This window comes from Mycolicibacterium sp. HS_4_1 (assembly GCF_054515875.1).
This window is the reverse complement of record NZ_CM137261.1, coordinates 1,482,495-1,500,508: the sequence shown is the minus strand read 5'-3', so window position 1 is coordinate 1,500,508 and position 18,014 is coordinate 1,482,495. Positions and strand designations below refer to the sequence as shown.

At 63.8% G+C, this 18,014-nt stretch carries 15 protein-coding genes; 4 read left to right on the top strand and 11 right to left on the bottom strand.

Annotated elements, in window-relative coordinates:
* Positions 1-69: 69 nt before the first annotated feature.
* The 10 genes from ACX12F_RS07165 to ACX12F_RS07120 all read right to left on the bottom strand — a co-directional run bounded on the left by ACX12F_RS07165 (position 70) and on the right by ACX12F_RS07120 (position 11,503).
* Complete coding sequence (locus tag ACX12F_RS07165; protein ID WP_459368916.1) at positions 70-1,524, bottom strand: MCE family protein; 1,455 nt, start codon at positions 1,522-1,524, stop codon at positions 70-72.
* A 3-nt stretch (positions 1,525-1,527) separates the two neighbouring features.
* Positions 1,528-2,670, bottom strand: a complete 1,143-nt coding sequence (locus tag ACX12F_RS07160; RefSeq protein ID WP_459368915.1) for an MCE family protein — start codon at positions 2,668-2,670, stop codon at positions 1,528-1,530.
* Positions 2,667-3,992, bottom strand: coding sequence for an MCE family protein (locus ACX12F_RS07155; RefSeq protein WP_459368914.1), 1,326 nt, complete (start codon positions 3,990-3,992; stop codon positions 2,667-2,669). Before ACX12F_RS07155 ends, ACX12F_RS07160 begins: the two co-directional genes overlap by 4 nt.
* Positions 3,989-5,338, bottom strand: a complete 1,350-nt coding sequence (locus tag ACX12F_RS07150; RefSeq protein ID WP_459370268.1) for an MCE family protein — start codon at positions 5,336-5,338, stop codon at positions 3,989-3,991. Before ACX12F_RS07150 ends, ACX12F_RS07155 begins: the two co-directional genes overlap by 4 nt.
* Complete coding sequence (locus tag ACX12F_RS07145; RefSeq protein ID WP_459368913.1) at positions 5,335-6,363, bottom strand: MCE family protein; 1,029 nt, start codon at positions 6,361-6,363, stop codon at positions 5,335-5,337. The genes ACX12F_RS07150 and ACX12F_RS07145 overlap by 4 nt, the downstream gene beginning before the upstream one ends.
* Positions 6,364-6,416: 53 nt before the next feature.
* Positions 6,417-7,724, bottom strand: a complete 1,308-nt coding sequence (locus ACX12F_RS07140; protein WP_459368912.1) for an MCE family protein — start codon at positions 7,722-7,724, stop codon at positions 6,417-6,419.
* A complete protein-coding gene (locus tag ACX12F_RS07135) occupies positions 7,721-8,581 on the bottom strand; it encodes an ABC transporter permease (RefSeq protein ID WP_459368911.1) in 861 nt (286 codons plus the stop codon). The genes ACX12F_RS07140 and ACX12F_RS07135 overlap by 4 nt, the downstream gene beginning before the upstream one ends.
* On the bottom strand, positions 8,578-9,288 hold the full coding sequence (locus ACX12F_RS07130; protein WP_459370267.1) for an MlaE family ABC transporter permease: 711 nt from the start codon (positions 9,286-9,288) through the stop codon (positions 8,578-8,580). Before ACX12F_RS07130 ends, ACX12F_RS07135 begins: the two co-directional genes overlap by 4 nt.
* Before the next feature lie 962 nt (positions 9,289-10,250).
* Positions 10,251-10,772, bottom strand: a complete 522-nt coding sequence (locus ACX12F_RS07125) for a TetR/AcrR family transcriptional regulator (protein WP_459368910.1) — start codon at positions 10,770-10,772, stop codon at positions 10,251-10,253.
* Positions 10,773-10,894: 122 nt separating this feature from the next.
* Entirely contained in the window at positions 10,895-11,503 is a 609-nt protein-coding gene (locus ACX12F_RS07120) for a TetR/AcrR family transcriptional regulator (RefSeq protein WP_459368909.1), read from the bottom strand.
* 113 nt (positions 11,504-11,616) lie between these two features.
* Here ACX12F_RS07120 and ACX12F_RS07115 point away from each other — a divergent pair, with 113 nt between their 5' ends.
* Genes ACX12F_RS07115 through ACX12F_RS07105 form a run of 3 tightly spaced genes read left to right on the top strand, consistent with a single transcriptional unit; the run spans position 11,617 to position 14,446 of the window.
* Complete coding sequence (locus ACX12F_RS07115; RefSeq protein ID WP_459368908.1) at positions 11,617-12,528, top strand: phytanoyl-CoA dioxygenase family protein; 912 nt, start codon at positions 11,617-11,619, stop codon at positions 12,526-12,528.
* A complete protein-coding gene (locus ACX12F_RS07110) occupies positions 12,525-14,030 on the top strand; it encodes an APC family permease (RefSeq protein ID WP_459368907.1) in 1,506 nt (501 codons plus the stop codon). Before ACX12F_RS07115 ends, ACX12F_RS07110 begins: the two co-directional genes overlap by 4 nt.
* On the top strand, positions 14,027-14,446 hold the full coding sequence (locus tag ACX12F_RS07105; RefSeq protein WP_459368906.1) for a RidA family protein: 420 nt from the start codon (positions 14,027-14,029) through the stop codon (positions 14,444-14,446). Before ACX12F_RS07110 ends, ACX12F_RS07105 begins: the two co-directional genes overlap by 4 nt.
* An 895-nt stretch (positions 14,447-15,341) precedes the next feature.
* Here the strand turns inward: ACX12F_RS07105 and ACX12F_RS07100 are convergent.
* Positions 15,342-16,079, bottom strand: a complete 738-nt coding sequence (locus tag ACX12F_RS07100) for an SDR family NAD(P)-dependent oxidoreductase (RefSeq protein ID WP_459368905.1) — start codon at positions 16,077-16,079, stop codon at positions 15,342-15,344.
* A gap of 132 nt (positions 16,080-16,211) precedes the next feature.
* Between ACX12F_RS07100 and ACX12F_RS07095 the strand changes: the two genes are divergently transcribed.
* Complete coding sequence (locus ACX12F_RS07095; protein ID WP_459368904.1) at positions 16,212-17,993, top strand: penicillin-binding transpeptidase domain-containing protein; 1,782 nt, start codon at positions 16,212-16,214, stop codon at positions 17,991-17,993.
* Positions 17,994-18,014 lie beyond the last annotated feature (21 nt).

The following is an 18,014-nucleotide window of genomic DNA, read 5'->3' as shown; positions in this document are numbered from 1 at the left end:
CGTGGTCGTCAGGCGGGCCGGCGGTGGAGGCGCCGGCTTGGTCCTTCTCGTCCAGAACGGCACCGGCCGCTACTTGCTCGGCGACGTCAGCATCGACTGCCATGTCTTCTCCTTCTGAGCATTGTTGGCGAGATCGGCTTGGGCGTACACGCGCCCATCTGGCCCGGCATAGGTTCCGGTGGCCGCGTCGTATTGGGCGACCGCTAGTGGCGGTATCGGAGCGTTCGGCAACGGCGCGGTGGGCGGCGGCGCCCCCGGCGGGAGCTGCGGTATGCCCTGGCCGGACAGTGTCGCGTTGGGGTCGCCCTTCCAGTTGAATCCGTCATTCAACGGCACGTACTGCTCATCGCTCTCGCACATTTTCACGGTCGGGGCCCGCTTGGCCGGGTTGTTTTCGCACGGGATGTTTCGTGCGCCGCGGACCACGAAGTTTGAGTCCTGGGGGATGCGGCAATACAAGCTGCCCGCTGGCCGTTCGGGATAGTCCTCGAGCGCCGGTGCGCGCTGTTGTTGTGTAGGAAGGTAACCGGTGGTGCACGGCGGCGGGAGGTTCATGTTGAGCTTGAAATCGAGGTAGGCGCCCCGGTAGGGCTGCTTGGTGCCTTGGTTGGGCACCATCAGCGCCTGCAAGATGGCGACTGTTTGGGGAAGCAGCACCAGTACTTGTTCGATGTTGGCATTGAAGGTGATCCCGACCTGACCGACACTGACCAGGTTCGCCAAGATGATGGGCACGGTGGGTCGCACACGTTCTAGCAGTGATCGCGCTTGTTCGGCTGCGCCGGGCCCGTGTCGCAGTACCCCGTCGACGTCGTTGTCGTGGGCGTGCAGTTGTCCACTAATAGCCGCCAGATGAGCGGCCCAGGATTGGACGGCGTCGGCGGTCGTGGTCTGCGAATCGAGCATCGGCTGGGAATTGTCGATGAGGTTGGTCAGCGCATCGAGGTTGTGGCGGGCGTCGCTGGCCAGTTTGGTCGAGTTGCGTACCAGGCTTGCGATGTCGAGGCCGAGGCCGCCGACGGCCGTATAGCTCTCGTCGACAACGGTTTTGAGATTGTTTTGTGGGATCGCCTCCAGGCCGCGATTGGTTGACTCCAGAAGCGAGCTGATCTCGGGCGGCGTGGTGGTGTGCACCATCGCGATGACGGCGCCCTCACGCAGTGGCGGCGCGCTATCGGTGCGCGGGATGAGCGTGAGGTACTGCTCGCCGACGGCGCTTTGGCTGTGCACCTCAGCGGTGACGTCCGAGGGCACCCTGATGGTTGATTTCAGCGAGAGCACGGCGTCAACTCCGTTGGGGGTCAACCGCATCGACCGCACCGTGCCGATTTCCACGCCGCGGTAGGTGACGTTGCTGTCGGGGTAGAGCCCTGATGACTGCGCCAGTTCGACGGTGACGGTGTACCGGCCGATTCCCAGATATGCGGGCAGCTGTAGGTATCTGGTTCCCATCACGGTCATGCTTGTCACCGCCACGATGACGAAAATGGCCAGTTGCAGGATGAGGCGTCTAGGCAATCGCATGGTTTAGGGCCCCTGATCGAGGTGATACGGCGCGACCAGTGGATTGCCGGCCGTGTACGGACTGGGCATCTGCCCGATGGTGCGACCCCACTGCATCTCCAGCTCGGTCAGGTTCCCTTCCCACCGCGTCCCGGTAAACAGGCTCGAGTCCAGCCGGCTGAGTGTCAGGTCGAAGATCGCGGTCAAATTGGCGTAGTCGCCGCGGAACCAGTTGGTCAGCGTCTCGGCGGGCCACGGCAACGTCGCGAAGCTGCTCATCGCGTGGACCAAACTCGGTCCGGCGTTGGCCAACGATTCAAGCACGGGCGCGAGATTCTTCAGTTCCTGCACGAGGGCCGCTTTAGATTGGCCGAACGTATTGTTCACGTGCGCGCTGAAGGTGCTCAAGCGGTCGAAGGCGTCGGCGAGTTTGTCTCGTTGCTCTTTGAGCACATGCAGTGCAGACGGGATCGTTGCTAGTGCCCGGTCCAGGGTCGGCTTCTGGTCGGCGAATTGGCCGACGAGGCCGCTGAGACTGTCTGTGGCGGTGAGGATGTCATGCTTCTGCGCGTTGAGGCGGTCGATGAAGAGTTCGACCTGCCCGATCAGGCTGCGCAGGTCGTTCTCCCTGCCGGCCCAGGCGGTACTGAACGCTTTGGTGATATCACCGATCTGCCCGACACCACCGCCGTTGAGCAGAAGCGATGCGGCGCTCAAGGTCTGCTCGGTGGTCGGGTAACTACCCGAGGCCGTCAGGGCGATGAGCGAGCCGTCATGCAGTCGTCCTTCGGCCGCTGTTCCCGTCGGTGGGGCTAGTTCGACATGCAGTGTCCCGAGCAGGCTCGTCTGGCCGATGGTGGCTATTGCATTGGCGGGCAGGACGACGTCGCCGTTGAGCCGCATGGTGACCAGCGCGTGCCAACCTTGGCGCTCGATCCTGGTGACGTTGCCGACGGTCACATCACCGACGCGAACGCGCGAATTTTCGCTGATGTTGGTCACGTCCGGCATCTGTGCCCGGATTTGAAATGATCCCGGGCCGGTGCCTTCGGTGCCCGGCAGCGGCAGCGAATTAACGCCGTGCCATGAGGAGCACCCTGCTGACAGCAGGAGCACGATGAGGGTGGCGACACAGCACAATCCGCGGTGCGTTGAGGCTGTTCTCATGAGCCCTCGCCCGTGGGCAGCATCATCGCCGGTAGGCCTTTGGAGGGGCCGGGGGCAGCGGCCGGTGCCGGTGCTTCGGCGGCCAAGGGGCCCGGTGGCGCAGCGGCCGGTTGCACTCCCCCGCTGTCGGCCGCGGCCGGTGGTGGTGGTGATCCGTTCGGGCGCAACCAGTCTTCGCTGTAGGTCACTTCGTTGGGTCGGGCCATGGTGCCCACGAACGGGTTCAACCCGACGGGTAGGAAGTTGTACTGGCGATTTTTGACAATGGGCGCGAGGTACTGCACGCAGAGTTTGGCCGCTTGTTCGGCGCCCAGTCGTGAGGCAGCTTGCACCGCGCCGCACAGGAACATCAGTGGGTTGGCGAAGTTCTGCATGGCGATGATGGCGGTCAGCGCCGATTGCGCTGGGTCATAGACGTTGACAAAGTTGGCCGCGGTGTTGGGCAGGACGTGCAGCGTTTGCTTGATGTCGTCCAGGCTGTCGTTGACCGTCGTGGTCAGTGCCGCCAGCTTGTCCGATGTGGTGCCCAGTGCGTCTTTGTTGTTCGCGATGAAGCTTTGAACGTCGCCGACGGCCGTGTTGAGGTCGGCGACGGCATGCCCTATCTCATCGGGGTGGTGGGCCAGCGCGCCGGTGACTGCCGCCAGATTGCGGTTCAGTGCCGACATGAGCTCGCTGCTGGACTGCAGCGCGGTCACCAGCGTGGAGACGTTCTTCACGGTGCCGTACATGTCGGTGCTGTGCTCGCCCAGCGCCGAGACCGCCTTCGAGAGCGTGATGATGGTGTCGCGGATGTTGGCGCCCTGGCCACGTAGATTGTCGGCGGTGGTGTTGATGAAGGCGCCCAATGCGCTGACCTCGCCGGGTCGGCTGGGCTGCAGGGTCGCCGAGAGCTTTTGCAGTTGGTCGCGTAGGTCATCCCATTCGACGGGCACGGCGGTGCGGCTCTGTGGGATCACCTCGCCCGTGCGCAGCATCGGGCCGCTGGTGTAGGCAGGGGTCAGTTGGATCGAGCGGGCGGTCACCAGCGACGGCGAGATGATGACCGCTTTGACGTCTGCGGGCACCGGGTACCTACTGTCCACCGAGAATGTGACCTTGACCCGCTGGGGCTGCGGTTCGATCGCATCCACCTTGCCCACTCGCACACCGAGAATGCGGACGTCATCACCGCGGAACAGGCCATTGCTGTTGTCGAAGTACGCGACGACAGCCATGTGACGCGCACCGGTGAAGGCACGCAGGCCAGCGGTAATGCCCGCGACCAGAAGCAGCGCCACCACGGCGCCGACCGTGACGCGGCGACTGCGCTTGCTGATCATGGCCTCTCCTGACGGGGTGCGGGCACTTCACCGGGGGCCGGGATAAACAGCGGCAGCGTGGTGGACGGGGCGGGTGGGACGGTCTGGCCCTCGGCGAGCGCCGGCGGTCCCGGTGGGGCGCCGCCGGGGGGCGGGGCGGCGATCGGCTCGCGGGACGGGTAGCACCCCGGCCCCGGTAGCGGTAGACCGGGCGGACCGCAGGGGTTGTCCCCGGGTTTACCGGTGATGGCATCGGGCACCGTCATGCGGGGTTGGCCGCCCTGCCCGGTCCTCGGGTACGGCACCGGCAGCGCCGGAGTGCCCGGCTGGCCGGTCGGCGGGTCGGTCAGCTGCGAGGGCAGTTGGACGTGGGGGTCGAGTCCGAGGTCGGAGAATGCGGCCTCAACGAAAGGCTGGATGAACTGGCCGGGCAGCAAGTTGACCAAATAGGCTTTGAAGAACGGCCCGGACGCCAATGCCTCACCGAACGACATGGCGTACTGATGCAGCATCTTCAGGGCGGCTTGCAGACTCGTCTTCCGGTCGTCGATGAGCGTCAGTACACCGTTGAGCTTGTCCAGTGCGGGCCGGAGCTGGGCGCGGTTATCGGCCACGAGAGCTGACAGCTGCCTAGCCAAAGCCGATGTGTTAGAGGCGATCTCGTTCAACGCTTGACTTTGGGTGCTCAACTCGGCCAACAAGGCATTGGTGTCGGCGATCAACTTGGCTATGGCGTCGGTGCGCTGGGCCAGGACCGTGGTGGCTCTGTTGGCGTTGGTCAGTAGGCCTCGTAGCTGCTCGTCGCGTTCGTTGAGTGTTTGTGAGAACCGTCCCAGCTGGTGTACGGCTGCCTGCACATCCGGTGGGGTGTCGTGGAATGTTTGTGACAGGGTCGCTAACGATTGGGACAGTTGGTCGGTGTTGAGGTCGGAGACGGTGGTGGCTAGGTCACCGAGCGCGTCGGGCAGGTTGTACGGCGGGTGGGTGTGCTCGACCGAGATCGGCTGTCTCAGTGGGTTTTTGCCTCGGGGAGTGATTTCGAGCATTCGGTTGCCCAGCAGGCTTTTGGTCTTGATCGCCGCCTCGCTCTCGTCTCCTAGCGCGACGGATTCGTCGACGGTGAACTGCACCAGCACACGCGCGTGCTGCAGTTCGATGTCGGATACTTCGCCGACTTTCATTCCGGATACTTGGACCATGGCGCCGGTGGCGAGTCCACCGATCTCGCTGAAGTAGGCGCTGTAGTGCGTCGTCGAGTGGATGAACGGCAGGCTGCTGTAGCTCAACGCGGCCGCGGTGAGTGCTGCGGTCACGGCGACGCCGATGCCGCCGACGGCAACGGGGTTTCGTTCGGCGAAGGATTTCATTTCGGCGTGCACCGTCCGCTGCTTTGTCCAGCGATTTTGACGTAAACCGGTTGTCCGTCTTTGCCGTTGACTTTCAGGATGAGGTCGCACAGGTAGTACATGAAGAAGTCTCCGTAGAGGCCCTGCCGACTGAGTGCTCGGTACTTCTCCGGCAAGCTATCGATCAGCTTCTCCAGGTATTCGTGCTGGGCCAGCAGCGTTGATGTCACTCGGTCGGATTGGGCGACGGTGCGCTGCAGGGGTGCCCGCGCATCGATCAGCAGGTCGGCAACGGTGGCCGAAGCAGTGTTGATGTGCGCGATGGCACCGGCAATGGTTTCTTTGTGCGCTGCAAGGCCTTCGATGAGCTGGGACAGCGAGTCGATGGTGGTGCCGAGTTGTTGGCTTTGGCTGCCCAACGATCCGAGCACCACGTTCAGATTGCTGATGACTTGGCCGATCAGTACGTCGCGATCGGCCAAGGTGCTGGTGAACGCCGACGTTTGGGTCAGGAATGAGCTGATGGTGCCGGCTTGTCCTTGGAATGCCGTGATCAGTTGCCCGGTGAGCGCGTTGACCTGGTCTGGGGCTAGCGCGCGGAACAGTGGCCGGAAGCCTCCGATGAGAGCGTCGAGGTCCAGGGCCGGCTCGGTGCGGCTGGTCGGTATGGGCGTGCCGGGGTTAAGCCGCCCGAAATCGCTGGCGCCTTGTTTCAGTTCCAGGTAGCGATCGCCGATGACGTTGGTCCAGCGGATCGCCGCGGTCGTACTGAGGGTGAGCGGCACGGACTGGTCGATGTTGAATGCGACTCTCACGGTGGCGTCCGGCCTCAACGAAATGTTCTGCACTTTACCGACTTCCACGCCGGCGATACGAACAAAGTCGCCCGCTTTGAGGCCGCTGGCGTTGGTGAAGTCCGCCTCGTAGGTCTTGTCCTCGTCGAAGCGGATCTGCGCGAAGACCGCAAGGACGGCAAAGATTGCCAGCCCTGAGGCTGTGACGAGCACCCCCACCTGGACGAGGGCGCTGCGAATGCTGTCTTTCAAGTCGTGTCCCTATCGGGGTTATGGAAGGTCGGGTGGGGCATGCTCGCATCTGCCTAGGGCGTGGGTACGACTGCGTCGCCGGCGGGTGCCGGGGCGGGAGCCGCATCGGTGAGCGGCGGCATTGGGCCAGGTGCGGGGCCACCGAAGCTCTTGATGCTGGGCGGCTCAGGTACTGCACGGGTGACAGGAAAATAGTTGGCCCAGCCTGGGAATCCGATGCCGGGGTTGGTCCGGATGTCTTGCCCCGTACCGAATCCGGTGTTGGTGATGAGTTGTCGTACAGGGAACTGCTTGCTCACATCGGGCAGCGAACCGCAGCCCGGCTTTCCGGCGGGTCCTCCCTTGGCGGCGATGATGGGGAGGTTGTCCGGGTAGCGGTATTGGTCACTGCCGAGCAGAATGCCGCCGTCGAGGATCCCCGATTTCCCATTACCCCCGAGGTTTTCGTATCCGCCGTTGTCAAGCCAGTGCGCAGCGCCCTGCAGCAGGCAGGTGTAGGTCGGGTTGTATTTGTACAGCAGGTCGGTAGTCGGTCGTAGCGTGTTGGCCGCCGCAACGAACGTGTTCCCGCTGGCGGACAGGATTGCCGAACCCACTTCGCTGAATCCGATGACGTTCGTCAGGAGGGCATCCAGATCGGCGGCGCGAGCAGTTAGTGTCGCACTGGTGGTGGTCGCAGCCTTGAGCGTGGCCAAGAGGTCTTGGGCCGCAGCGCCGTACGTGTCGGCGAAGCCGCGAAGCGACCGGAAATCTTCGGCGACGGTGTCCATCCGTGGGTTCAGTGCCAGCAAGACCTCGTTGGCATCGGTGGTCGCTTGGCCGATGGCTTGACCCTGGCCGCGCACACCGTCGGCCAGCGCCGACAAGACAGCGTTGAGTTTGGCCGGATCGACCTTGTCGATGATGCTGACGAGGTTCTGAAAGATGGTGTTCACTTCGACGGTGACGTTGGCCGACCGCAGGATCGTTCCCGCCGAAAGTCGTTGTCTGCTGGGGCTTTGCGGATAGATCAAGTCAACATATTTGGCGCCGAACACAGTGGTGGCCGTGATCTGGGCACCGATATTGGCCGGGATGTAACCGATCTGATCGGGGTACATCTCCAAGTGCACGCTCGTCGAGTCGGGGTTGCGGCTGACCGACGCGACGCGGCCCACTTCGAGCCCACGTAGGCGCACCTTGGCGCCGCGTTCCATCACCAGGCCGGATCGGTCTGAGATGAGGGTGACGTCGACGAAGCTGCGGATGGTTCCGTTGAAGAGTCCGGCCGTTACCAGGACCCAGGCCGTCAGAACCACCAGCAGGATCGCTGACCACCAGGCCGGGCGGAGCCGGCCGGTGTACGCCGCGCCAGCGCTCATGACGCGGAGAAGTGGAAGTTGCCGGACTGGCCGTAGACCGCCAGGGTCACCGACACGACGATGAACGTCAAGATGATCAACGCGTTTCTCACGGCACGGCCAACGGCCTGTCCGACGCCGGCGGGTCCGCCGCTGGCGGTGAAACCGTAGTAGGTGTGCACCAGCATGACGGCGATGCTGATCAGGACCACCATGAGTCCGGACCACACGAGGTCGCTCGCCCGCAAAAAGGTGAAGAAATAGTGCTCGTAGACGCCTTCGGACTGCCCGTAGAGCACCGTGGTGGCGAACTGGGCGGCGATGAACGCGGTCAACATAGCAACGCAATAGAAGGGCAGTACCACGACCACGGCGGCGACGAGTCGCGTCGACGCCAGATAGGCGATGGATCGGATTCCCATTACCTCCAGGGCGTCAATCTCTTCGTTGATGCGCATCGCGCCAAGCTGAGCGGTGGACCCTGCTCCGATGGTCGCCGAGAGCGCGATGCCGGCAATCGAAGGTGCCAATAGGCGGGTGTTGACGAAGGCGGACGTAAAGCCTGTGAGCGCCTCGACTCCGATGCCCGCCAACTGGTTGTACCCCTGAACGGCAAGTGTGGCGCCGGCGAATGTCGTGAGGAAACCAACGATGACGACGGTGCCGCCGATGACAGCAAGTGCTCCAGTGCCCAAGCTCATTTGAGCGATGAGCCGAATGATCTCGACGCGGTAATGCACGACCGCAGTCCGTGTGTCTGCGATGGCCTTGGAGAAGAAGGCCATCTGTAGGCCCGCCGCGTTCCAGCCGCTGTGCATCGACGACAGCGCTTGGGCGCTCCGCGGAAATCGTTGCCGCAGAATGGTAGTGGAAGTCATGCTGTCGCCCTCGCACCCATCGCGGTGAGCACGATGTTGATGACGAACAGTGCCATGAACGAGTAGACGACTGTCTCGTTGACGGCGTTGCCCACGCCGGCCGGTCCCCCGCCGACCGATGTTCCCTTGTAACAGGCGATGAGGCTAGCCGTTAGGCCGAAAAGTGTTGCCTTAGCTGAGGAAAACGCGAAATCGGTGGCCGAGGTGAGCAGGGTCAGTCCGCTGACAAAGGCACCGGGGGTGACGTGAGAGACAAAGATGGAGAAGAGAAACCCGCCCGCCAGGCCGATCACGACAACAATCGAATTCAGCAGCAGCGCCGCTATCGTCGCCGCCAGTACCCGCGGGACCACAAGCCAATGGATGGGATTGATGCCCATCACTCGCAGCGCGTCGAGTTCTTCCCGGATAGTGCGCGCCCCCAGGTCTGCACATATCGCCGTGGCGCACGCGCCAGCGACAACAAGGACGGTCACGACAGGCCCGACTTGAGTGACAGTTAGTAGCGCAGTTCCTGTTCCCGAGAAATCAGCCGCCCCCAGTTCGGTCAGCAAGATGTTGAATGTGAACACCGTCAAGACGGTGAACGGAATCGCCAGCAACAGCGCAGGCAGGATCGACACTCGCGCCACAAAGGCCGTCTGGATAAGAAATTCACGCCAGGCGAACGGCGGCTTGAACATCAACATCGCCGTGTCCAGCGCCATCGAATAGAACCCGCCCAGAGCCCGCACGGGCGCCGCGACACTCACCACCGGAGTCAAAGCCCCACTCGCCCAGCAAACGCACGAACCCACGGAGCGGCCACTGCAACGGAACCGAGCCACAGCGATGACTCCTGATACATCGATTGAGGGCAAGTGATGCGCACCACGTTCACGGTCGGCACTCTATGCCCGCTCCACACTAAAGTCAATTATTTGACAGTAATGATGAGTGCGCAGAATATTAGCTTGCCGCCTGCGCACCTGGAGGCACTTAGTAGCAACCCCTGCATACGTCGGCAGCGCACAGTCGACCGGCGTCAGCGCAGCCCGGAGTCCGATTCCGCATGCGGAGACCGGTCCCGCCCTACCACGGCGCTGCAAGGGACTTCGGCGCACACAATGCGAAGATCAGCTAATACAGGTAGCACTCGCAGCAGGATCAGATATCGCCGCGCTCACACCACAACCCAGGGGCGTACCGTTGCGCTCTCGTCTTCGCCGAGATACGCGAACGCCATACATCAACGATGGTTGCAGCCGCTCCGCTGACTAGTTCGGTAGCTAGAGCATCGGCCTTGTGGTCATCGACGACGCCCCACCCCATCAACGGGTGGGAATGGACGTGACCCACTCTCCAAGCCGACGTTGTCCGACCTTGTATCTCCTCGAGCCACCGCGTGGATCGGCTGGCGCCGGGGCCGGCGGCCATAGCGGCACCCACTTCTGCGGCCAGCGTGGTATCGAGCAACCAGCCAAGCCACTTCAACACTCGGTCATTCCCGCGGACGCTCTTCGGTGATGTATTGCCGACAGGGTGCAGTATGCGGCGTGGAAATCAATCTTGCCCTCAGCCACAGTCTCGCCGTTGTTGTCCTGACGCGGCGCTAGGCTCACCGCGCCGCACGCTACATGGGCATCCTGGACACTGCCCGACGAAAGCTGGAGCCGCCGGCTACGACCTTTCATCGGTGGATATGTCGATCGGCAGTCGACGAAAGTTCGGCCAGGTACTCAAAAGTCCGACGGTAGAAGGCGTTCTGGAATGGGATGGTGGCGATCTGCGCCACCATCTTCGCGCTGTTGACGTCGATGCCTCGCTGCAGGAGTGCGTCCTGGATCGCGCTGGTGACCGTGGCGAGCATGGTGCGCTCCCGCTCCTGGAGCTCCGGACTGGAGGCGATCACGGCGCGGCGTTCGGCGGTGCCATAGATGTGTTCGAGGAGGGCAGTGCCGATCTGGGCGACGACCTCAAGGGTTTCCGATAGCGGGGAGCCGATCCGGCGTGCGCCGAGGACTGCCTCGCGGATTGTGGCGGGCAGCCGTTCCGAGACGACGAATAGGACTTCGCGCTTGTCGGGGAAGTAACGGAAGTACGAGCGGCGGGTGATCCCGGCCCGCTCGGCGATCTGCGGCACAGTCACGTTGTCGAATACGCGCTCCGTGTAGAGCTCAAGCGCCGCTTGCGCGAGGCGCTCCGCCTGCATTCCAGAACAACAGGAGCAACCCCATGGCTCGCGTGGCCGGCGAAATGGGCATCTTCCAAACCACCGTGAGTCCGCCGCTGGCGAGACGAAGGCGGCGAAGAAGGTCTGCGAAAGCAGAAAAGCTATTGTATTCGGCTGCGTAGATACTCAGTCATCGCCACGATAGATTCCTCGATTAACTGCACGTCGCCATCGGGTTCGTGCCGAAAGGCGAAGCGCAGCAGGTAATCCAGGATTTCAATGGCAACCGAACAGTGCACCACCTGCAGGCGGGTGGTGCGTTCGGGCTCGACCCGGGTGAGGGCCTCCCAGAGCCTGGTGGCGATATAGAGATTGGCGCGCTCGTCCTCGGCGACGGCTACCGGCGACAGGTGCCCGTTCAGCCACAGCTCGCGCACGACTGGATCGCGGTAATAGCCGCTGTATGTCGATATCGCCCGTGCCGTCACCTCTTCCCAACTGCCGTAATCCGCTCGGGCGAACTCATCGGCCATCGCGGTAGAGCGCTCCATGTATCGGAGCGCCACCGTCTCCATGGCCATCTCCGGACTGGTGAAGTAGGCGTAGAACGCACCCTTGCTGACCCCCGACTTGCCCAGCAGCAGCGCCGGAGATTCCACGGCTCGCTCGTATCCGACAGTGGCAAGCAGATTTTCGGCCGCGTCGAGGATTCGTTGGACCGTCTCCCGACTGCGCCGCTGAGCGGGCAGTCGGCGCATCGTTTCGGCCATGAATGAGACTCTAGTCGGATTTACCGCGTTGTTACGCCGCGATGCACTCCTGAAACAGACTCAAGTTCAGACTGGAGTCTGATTTCATCAGACTCACTCCGAGGAGCAACGCCGTGCCAGAGCTCAATCACCTCCCGCCCACCGCCGATCCCGAGCAGATCACCCGCGCTCTTCGCGAAGACGGCTACGTCATCATCGACAACCTGGTGCCCGCGTCCCATATGGACCGCGTCGCCGAGGAACTCGCCCCGTATATCGAGGACACCGCATTCGGCGCCGACGACTTCCTCGGCGTCAAGACCCGACGCACCGGCTCCCTCATCGCACGTTCGCTCGCCGCCCGTGAGCTCGTCGCCCATCCCACCGTCTTGGCGGTGGCCGGCGATTACCTGAGCCACGCCTCCAAGTTCCAATTGCACCTGACCCAGGTCATCTCCATCGGCCCCGGGTCACCCGCCCAGGCCATCCATCGCGACGAACTGGCATGGGACTTCTTCCCGTTCCCCACCGATTACCAGGTCCAGTGCAACACGCTGTGGGCGATGAGTGACTACACCGCCGAGATGGGCGCAACCCGACTGGTCCCGGGCAGTCACTTGCTCGGCACGAACGAGAAGTTCTCCCAGGAGGATTCGCTACCGGCTGAGATGGAGCGCGGCTCGGTGCTGCTGTACAACGGCAAGATCTACCACGGCGGTGGGGCCAACACCACGGCCGACAAGGTGCGTCAGGCAATCAACATCACCTATGCCGTCGGGTGGGTGCGGCAGGAGGAAAACCAGTACCTCTCCACTCCGTTGGAGATCGCCCGCACGCTCGACGACGATCTGTTGAAGCTTATGGGCTACCAATTGGGGTGCTTCGCGATCGGCTACGTCGGCGATGTGGCCGATCCACTGTCGGTCGTACGCGACGACGTCACCGGCCATCTGTCAATCGAGGACATGCAATCTGCCGTTGGCCGCCAGGACTCGGCGAACACGTTGATGAACGCCATTACCGACACCTCGGGAGCCCGGGTATGACTGCCGACGTGCCCGACGGGCTCGCCCGCAACAGTGTCACCCTGGGCGAAGCGACCTTCGTCTCGATCGCGACGATGGCCCCGGGGGTGGGTGCAGCTTTCGCCGTCATCGCCGGTGCCGGCTTCGCCGGCGGCGCGCTGCCTGCATCCGTCGTCTTCGCCTTACTCGGCTGCCTTTTCGTCGCCATCGCGATCGGACAACTCGCCAAGCAGGTGACGTCGGCCGCCGGGATGTCGTCGTATCTGGCCGCGGCGTTTCACGGTGCCGCCGGCTTTCTCGCCGGTTGGGGCACGCTGCTGGTCTACGCGGCGGCACTGCCCTATCTGGCCCTGTTGGTCGGCAACATGGTGGGCACTTCGTTCGCCGGTGCGATGGGCCTGGGCTATACCACCTGGTGGATCATCGGCGCCCTGGTCTGTATCGGCCTGGCGCTGGTGATGAACTACCTCGGTGCCCAGTTCGGCACCCGCGTGGGCATGCTCCTGGGTGCGGCGGAAATCCTTGTCATGCTGGTGATCTCGGTGTGGATGGTGGTGGCCGCCGGCGACCGCAACACGCTGAGCGTGTTCTGGACCACCCACGCCACCGTCGAGGGATTCGGCGGCATGAGCGGCATCATCGCCGGCTCCGTCTACACCTTCCTTGCGTTCATCGGCTTCGACGCCGCGGCACCACTCGGTGAGGAAGCCCGTGACCCGCGCCGCACCATCAAGTGGGCTGTCATCGGATCCGTTCTGCTGGTGGGCATCTTCTTCGTGTTCACCACGTACGCGTCGGCGGTGTATTTCGGACCCGACGACTATGCGGGCTTCTTGGCTTATGGAGACGGTGACCCCTGGATGGAGATCACCAGGACTTTCTGGGGTGCCGGTTGGGTGATCCTGTTGGTCACCTTGCTCAGCTCGGGTCTGGCGTCAGCGAACGGCGCAGCGATGGCCAGCACGCGCGTCGCTTGGGCGATGGGCCGGGCGGGCACGTTACCGAAGTTCCTCAAGAAAACACACGGCCGGTTCAGATCGCCGGTGGCAGCGATCGCCGTGGTGTTCAGCATTGCCGTCGCGGTGACGCTCGGGGTGGGCCTGGTGTTCGGGCCAGTATCCGGATTCAAGTTCACCGGCACTGTGTTGACGGTCGCGGTGCTGCCCATCTACATGGCCGTGTGCGTCGCCTGTCCGGTGTACTACCTTCGCTTCCGACGCTCGGAGTTCCGCGTGATTGTGCATCTGGTCATTCCGGTGCTGGGTCTGCTGTTCTTGTTCCCGACCTTCTGTGCCGGCGCGGGCATCACGGCGTTCAGTTTCGTCGCCGCACTGTCCTATCCCATGAGCCTGGCCGGCTACTGCGTGGCAGCCTGGTGGCTGGCGGGGCTTACCATCCTCGGTTACCTCGCCGTCCGTTTCCCAGAACGCCTGGACCCCAACCTGATCGTCGGCAAACCCGACGGACCCACCAACCCCGAAGTTAATCCAGATCCCCAAACCCGAGAGGCAGCATTGGCATGACCGACCCGACCACCATCACCCGCTCGGTGCCCGATATCGGCTACCTCGACCCCGGACTGTTCGACGAGCTGGGCATCGTGCAGACCATCGTCGCCAACAACACTGTCTACGTCTCCGGTATCGCACCTTTAACCGATGCGTCCGGCGAACTCGATGTGGTGGGTACATCGCTGGCCGAGCAGTTGGAGTACGTGCTCGGGGTGCTGGAGCGCTCCCTCGCCGCTGTCGGCGTCGGCCGGGACGGTCTGGTGGCCTGGACCATCTACACCACCGACGTCCCGGCACTCGCGGCCTGCACGCCGCTGCTCAAGCAGTGGGTTAGCAATCACCGGCCGACCAGCACCTGGATCGGCTGCTCGAGCTTCATCCATCCCGAGCAGCTCCTGGAACTCACCGCGACAGCCATCCTGCAGTAGCGACTCGTGCACGTCGGTCACGCCCAGCATGATCGACGTGCACTCACGTCGCCCGACGGCAGACTGCTACCACCCCACAGAGTAGTTGGACCAGCAAGATGGTCCACTATGGCAATACACCGCCAGGTGCGGCAGCTGTGAATCATGCACTGCAGCAAGGCAATTGGTCATCTAGACCCCTCCCGGGCCACGGGGTCCCCCACTGGCGGGCGCCGGCCCGACACGTCGCACACAGCGGCCTTCGAATCCCGCCGGTTTAAGCGGTGGGCCAGCAGCGACGAATCGGCCACGGTGGCAATCCGATCCCTAAATCACCACCCGATACGGAGCCCACATGGTCTTGAGCGCTGGCGGCCTCAGCGCCCAAGGCAGTGAGAGTGGCGGTCACCTAACGGGACATCAACCAGCTCAAGCGCTTCTGCCCACCGCGCCATCTGTCGCGGGCGACGACTCACCGGTCCTTTAGCTGGCGGCATCGCCGACGCCACCGATACCCGGACCGCGCTGGACGCCGGTACCGTGCGGGAGTGGTCGCTGGCACCAGGTTCCTGCTCACTCATGAATCCGCTGCACACCCCACATATCAGCATCGAATCATGCAGTCCGATAAGACAATTCGCACTACACTGTCCGGACTGGGTTGGCCTTGTCCACCACCCAACGGTGGTGTGACTCATTACAGATGTGTCTCTGCGCGAACAACATTCATCGATGCCACCAGAAAGGTAAGTGGACAACGGAGTAGGAGAACTCTCAATGGCAACGAGGGACGTCGTGACCAGAAGTCAAGCAAACCGACTCCATGAAACCCAGGGCACATCAGAGTCAACCAAACTGGGGGCAGTCCCTGTTAATCTTCCTTGCATCTCGACAGTGGTGGTGCCACCAAACGCACCTAAGCGTGCCGGGACGTCACTCCCCCGTCGACGACAATCTGCGTACCCGTGATGAACGATGCCTTGGCCGACATGAGGAACGCGACGGTCGCCCCGATCTCCTCGGGCTGCCCCAGCCGCCCCAACGGCGCCGCCGCCACGAACGCCGCCTTCACCTCCTCGACCGCCAAAGCATCTGCGAGCATCGGAGTGTCGACGAAGCCCGGGCACACGGCATTGACACGAATCCCCAACGGCCCCAACTGACCTGCCATCGACCGGGTCAGTCCCAGCAGCCCGGCCTTCGATGCGCAATACGCCGGGATGAACGGATTGCCCACCAGCCCTTCGATACTCGAAATCCCCACGATCGCCGGTGCAGCGCCACCAGCAATGGCCTTCTCGAAATACGGCAGCAGCAGTTGGGACAGCAGCGCCTGCGCACGCAGGTTCACGTCGACGACGGCATCCCACGATTCGACGGTGAACATCCCGACTGGCTCCGGCAGCACGCGGCCTGCGGCATGCACCAGACCGTCGATGCCGTCCATGGCGGCGGCGGCCTGTGCGACGGCGGCGGCCATGGAGTCGGTATCTGCCACGTCGACGACGACGCCGTGCGACCCGAGAGATTCAGCCAGCGACACCACGTGCGGCGAGATGTCGAACAGCGACACCGCGCGACCGTCGGCGATCAGCGCCTTGGCCGACGCCAGGCCGATACCCGATGCGCCCCCGGTAACCACCACACCACTCATGCCAGACCCCACTCACTCAATACGCTCCACCACGTAGCGGAATGACCGCCGCCCCGGACACTAGCCGATGCCACCGCTCCCCAGCGTTTCAACGCCGGAATTCATAGCCACTCGTGGTTGGCTCAGAGGGTCATGACGAAACGTATTGCGCTGCTGCTGACCTGCACGCTGCTCCTCGGCGCCACCGGATGCTCGATGTTCAACGGCCCGGAACCCGAAGACGCCTTCAACGCGTTTGCTGATGCGTTGCACCGCAAGGACTCCGGCGCCGCCGCCAAGGACACCACCGACACCACCGCATCGGAGCCGGCCATCAAATCCATGTTCGACGGTATGGGCAAAAACGCCACCCTCGACGTCAAGGCCACACCCGGAGAGGGCGACAACAAGTCGACCGCCAAGCTGGCCTACACCTGGTCATTCGGACCTGGACGCGAATTCCGTTATGACACAACGGCAATCGCCACCAAGGTCGGGGAAGAGTGGAAAATCCGCTGGGCACCGGCGCTTCTGCATCCGAAGCTCCGGCAGGGCGGCACGTTCCAGTTCAGCGAAGACAAGGCGCTGCTGACGCCCGTCATCGACCGTAACGGGCAGCCGCTGCTCACCTGGCAGACCGTCGGCGTCGTCACCCTCAGCCGCGACCACCTCGACTCCGCCGCCGCACTGGCTCCCGTGGTTGCCCGCTTCGACGACACCATCACCGCCGAGTCGATCACAGGCGAGTTCAACGGCAATCAGGACGACCGCGTCACCGTCGTCAAACTCCGCGAGGCCGATCTCTCCCAGATCGCCGACGAGCTCACCCAGATTCCCGGTGTCACCGTCACCAAGCAGGGCACGCTGCTGACCGCCGATCCGAACCTGCACTCGCCGGCCATCAGCGGACTGCCCGACGTATGGCAAAAGACCATCGACGCGACCGCCGGGTGGTCCGTAGATCTGGTCGACGACCAGGGCCAGCCCACCGACGAGCTCGTGAAAAACGCCCCCGCGGACACCAAGCCCGTACGCACCACCCTCGACCCGCGACTGCAGCTGCTCGCTCAGCACGCCGTGGCCACCGATCCGCGCCCCACCGTGCTCGTCGCCATCGCTCCGAGCACCGGCGCCATCCTCGCGGCGGCCCAGAACGACGCGGCCAACGCGCAGGGACCCATCGCCTTCACCGGCCTGTACCCGCCGGGGTCGACGTTCAAGACCGTCACCACCGCCGCGGCGCTGCAGGCCCACCTCGCGACGGCCGACTCCCCCGAGGCTTGCCCGGGCACCGTGACAATCGAGAACCGCACCATCCCCAACGAGGACAAGTTCGACCTCGGTACCGTGCCGCTCGCGCAGGCCTTCGCGCACTCCTGCAACACCACCATGGCGGCGCTCGCCGACGAGCTCCCGGCCGACGCCCTGCCCAACACCGCCAAGAACCTCGGCATCGGCGTCGACTTCGTCATCCCCGGCGTCACCACGGTGACGGGCAAGGTGCCCAACGCCGACACCCCGGCACAGCGCGTCGAGAACGGTATCGGCCAGGGCACCGTCACTGTCAGCCCGTTCGGGTTGGCGGTCGCCGAAGCCAGCCTCGCGCACGAGTCGACCATCACCCCCACGCTGCTGCCCGGTCAGCAGACCACGGCCAGCTCGCCGTCGGCGCCCATCGACAAGCCGACCGCCGACGCCCTGCGGGCCATGATGCGGCTGACCGTCACCGACGGCACCGCGACCGCCCTCAAGGACATCGACGGCCTCGGCGGCAAGACCGGGACGGCCGAGTTCGGCGACAACACGCACTCGCACGGCTGGTTCGCCGGGATCGTCGGAGACCTCGCATTCGCGACGCTGGTGGTCGGCGGCGATTCGTCGGCGCCCGCAGTCACGGTCAGTGGAGACTTTCTGCGGCCCGCGCTGGCCGGGTAACGGCGTGCCAATTTCGCCAAC

Excerpts from the sequence above, each read along its gene's own strand:
- ACX12F_RS07165 (WP_459368916.1), bottom strand. The coding sequence starts at position 1,524 with ATGCGATTGCCTAGACGCCTCATCCTGCAACTGGCCATTTTCGTCATC.
- ACX12F_RS07160 (WP_459368915.1), bottom strand. The coding sequence starts at position 2,670 with ATGAGAACAGCCTCAACGCACCGCGGATTGTGCTGTGTCGCCACCCTC.
- ACX12F_RS07155 (WP_459368914.1), bottom strand. The coding sequence starts at position 3,992 with ATGATCAGCAAGCGCAGTCGCCGCGTCACGGTCGGCGCCGTGGTGGCG.
- ACX12F_RS07150 (WP_459370268.1), bottom strand. The coding sequence starts at position 5,338 with ATGAAATCCTTCGCCGAACGAAACCCCGTTGCCGTCGGCGGCATCGGC.
- ACX12F_RS07140 (WP_459368912.1), bottom strand. The coding sequence starts at position 7,724 with ATGAGCGCTGGCGCGGCGTACACCGGCCGGCTCCGCCCGGCCTGGTGG.
- ACX12F_RS07135 (WP_459368911.1), bottom strand. The coding sequence starts at position 8,581 with ATGACTTCCACTACCATTCTGCGGCAACGATTTCCGCGGAGCGCCCAA.
- ACX12F_RS07130 (WP_459370267.1), bottom strand. The coding sequence starts at position 9,288 with ATGGCGCTGGACACGGCGATGTTGATGTTCAAGCCGCCGTTCGCCTGG.
- ACX12F_RS07125 (WP_459368910.1), bottom strand. The coding sequence starts at position 10,772 with ATGCAGGCGGAGCGCCTCGCGCAAGCGGCGCTTGAGCTCTACACGGAG.
- ACX12F_RS07120 (WP_459368909.1), bottom strand. The coding sequence starts at position 11,503 with ATGGCCGAAACGATGCGCCGACTGCCCGCTCAGCGGCGCAGTCGGGAG.
- ACX12F_RS07110 (WP_459368907.1), top strand. The coding sequence starts at position 12,525 with ATGACTGCCGACGTGCCCGACGGGCTCGCCCGCAACAGTGTCACCCTG.
- ACX12F_RS07105 (WP_459368906.1), top strand. The coding sequence starts at position 14,027 with ATGACCGACCCGACCACCATCACCCGCTCGGTGCCCGATATCGGCTAC.
- ACX12F_RS07100 (WP_459368905.1), bottom strand. The coding sequence starts at position 16,079 with ATGAGTGGTGTGGTGGTTACCGGGGGCGCATCGGGTATCGGCCTGGCG.
- ACX12F_RS07095 (WP_459368904.1), top strand. The coding sequence starts at position 16,212 with ATGACGAAACGTATTGCGCTGCTGCTGACCTGCACGCTGCTCCTCGGC.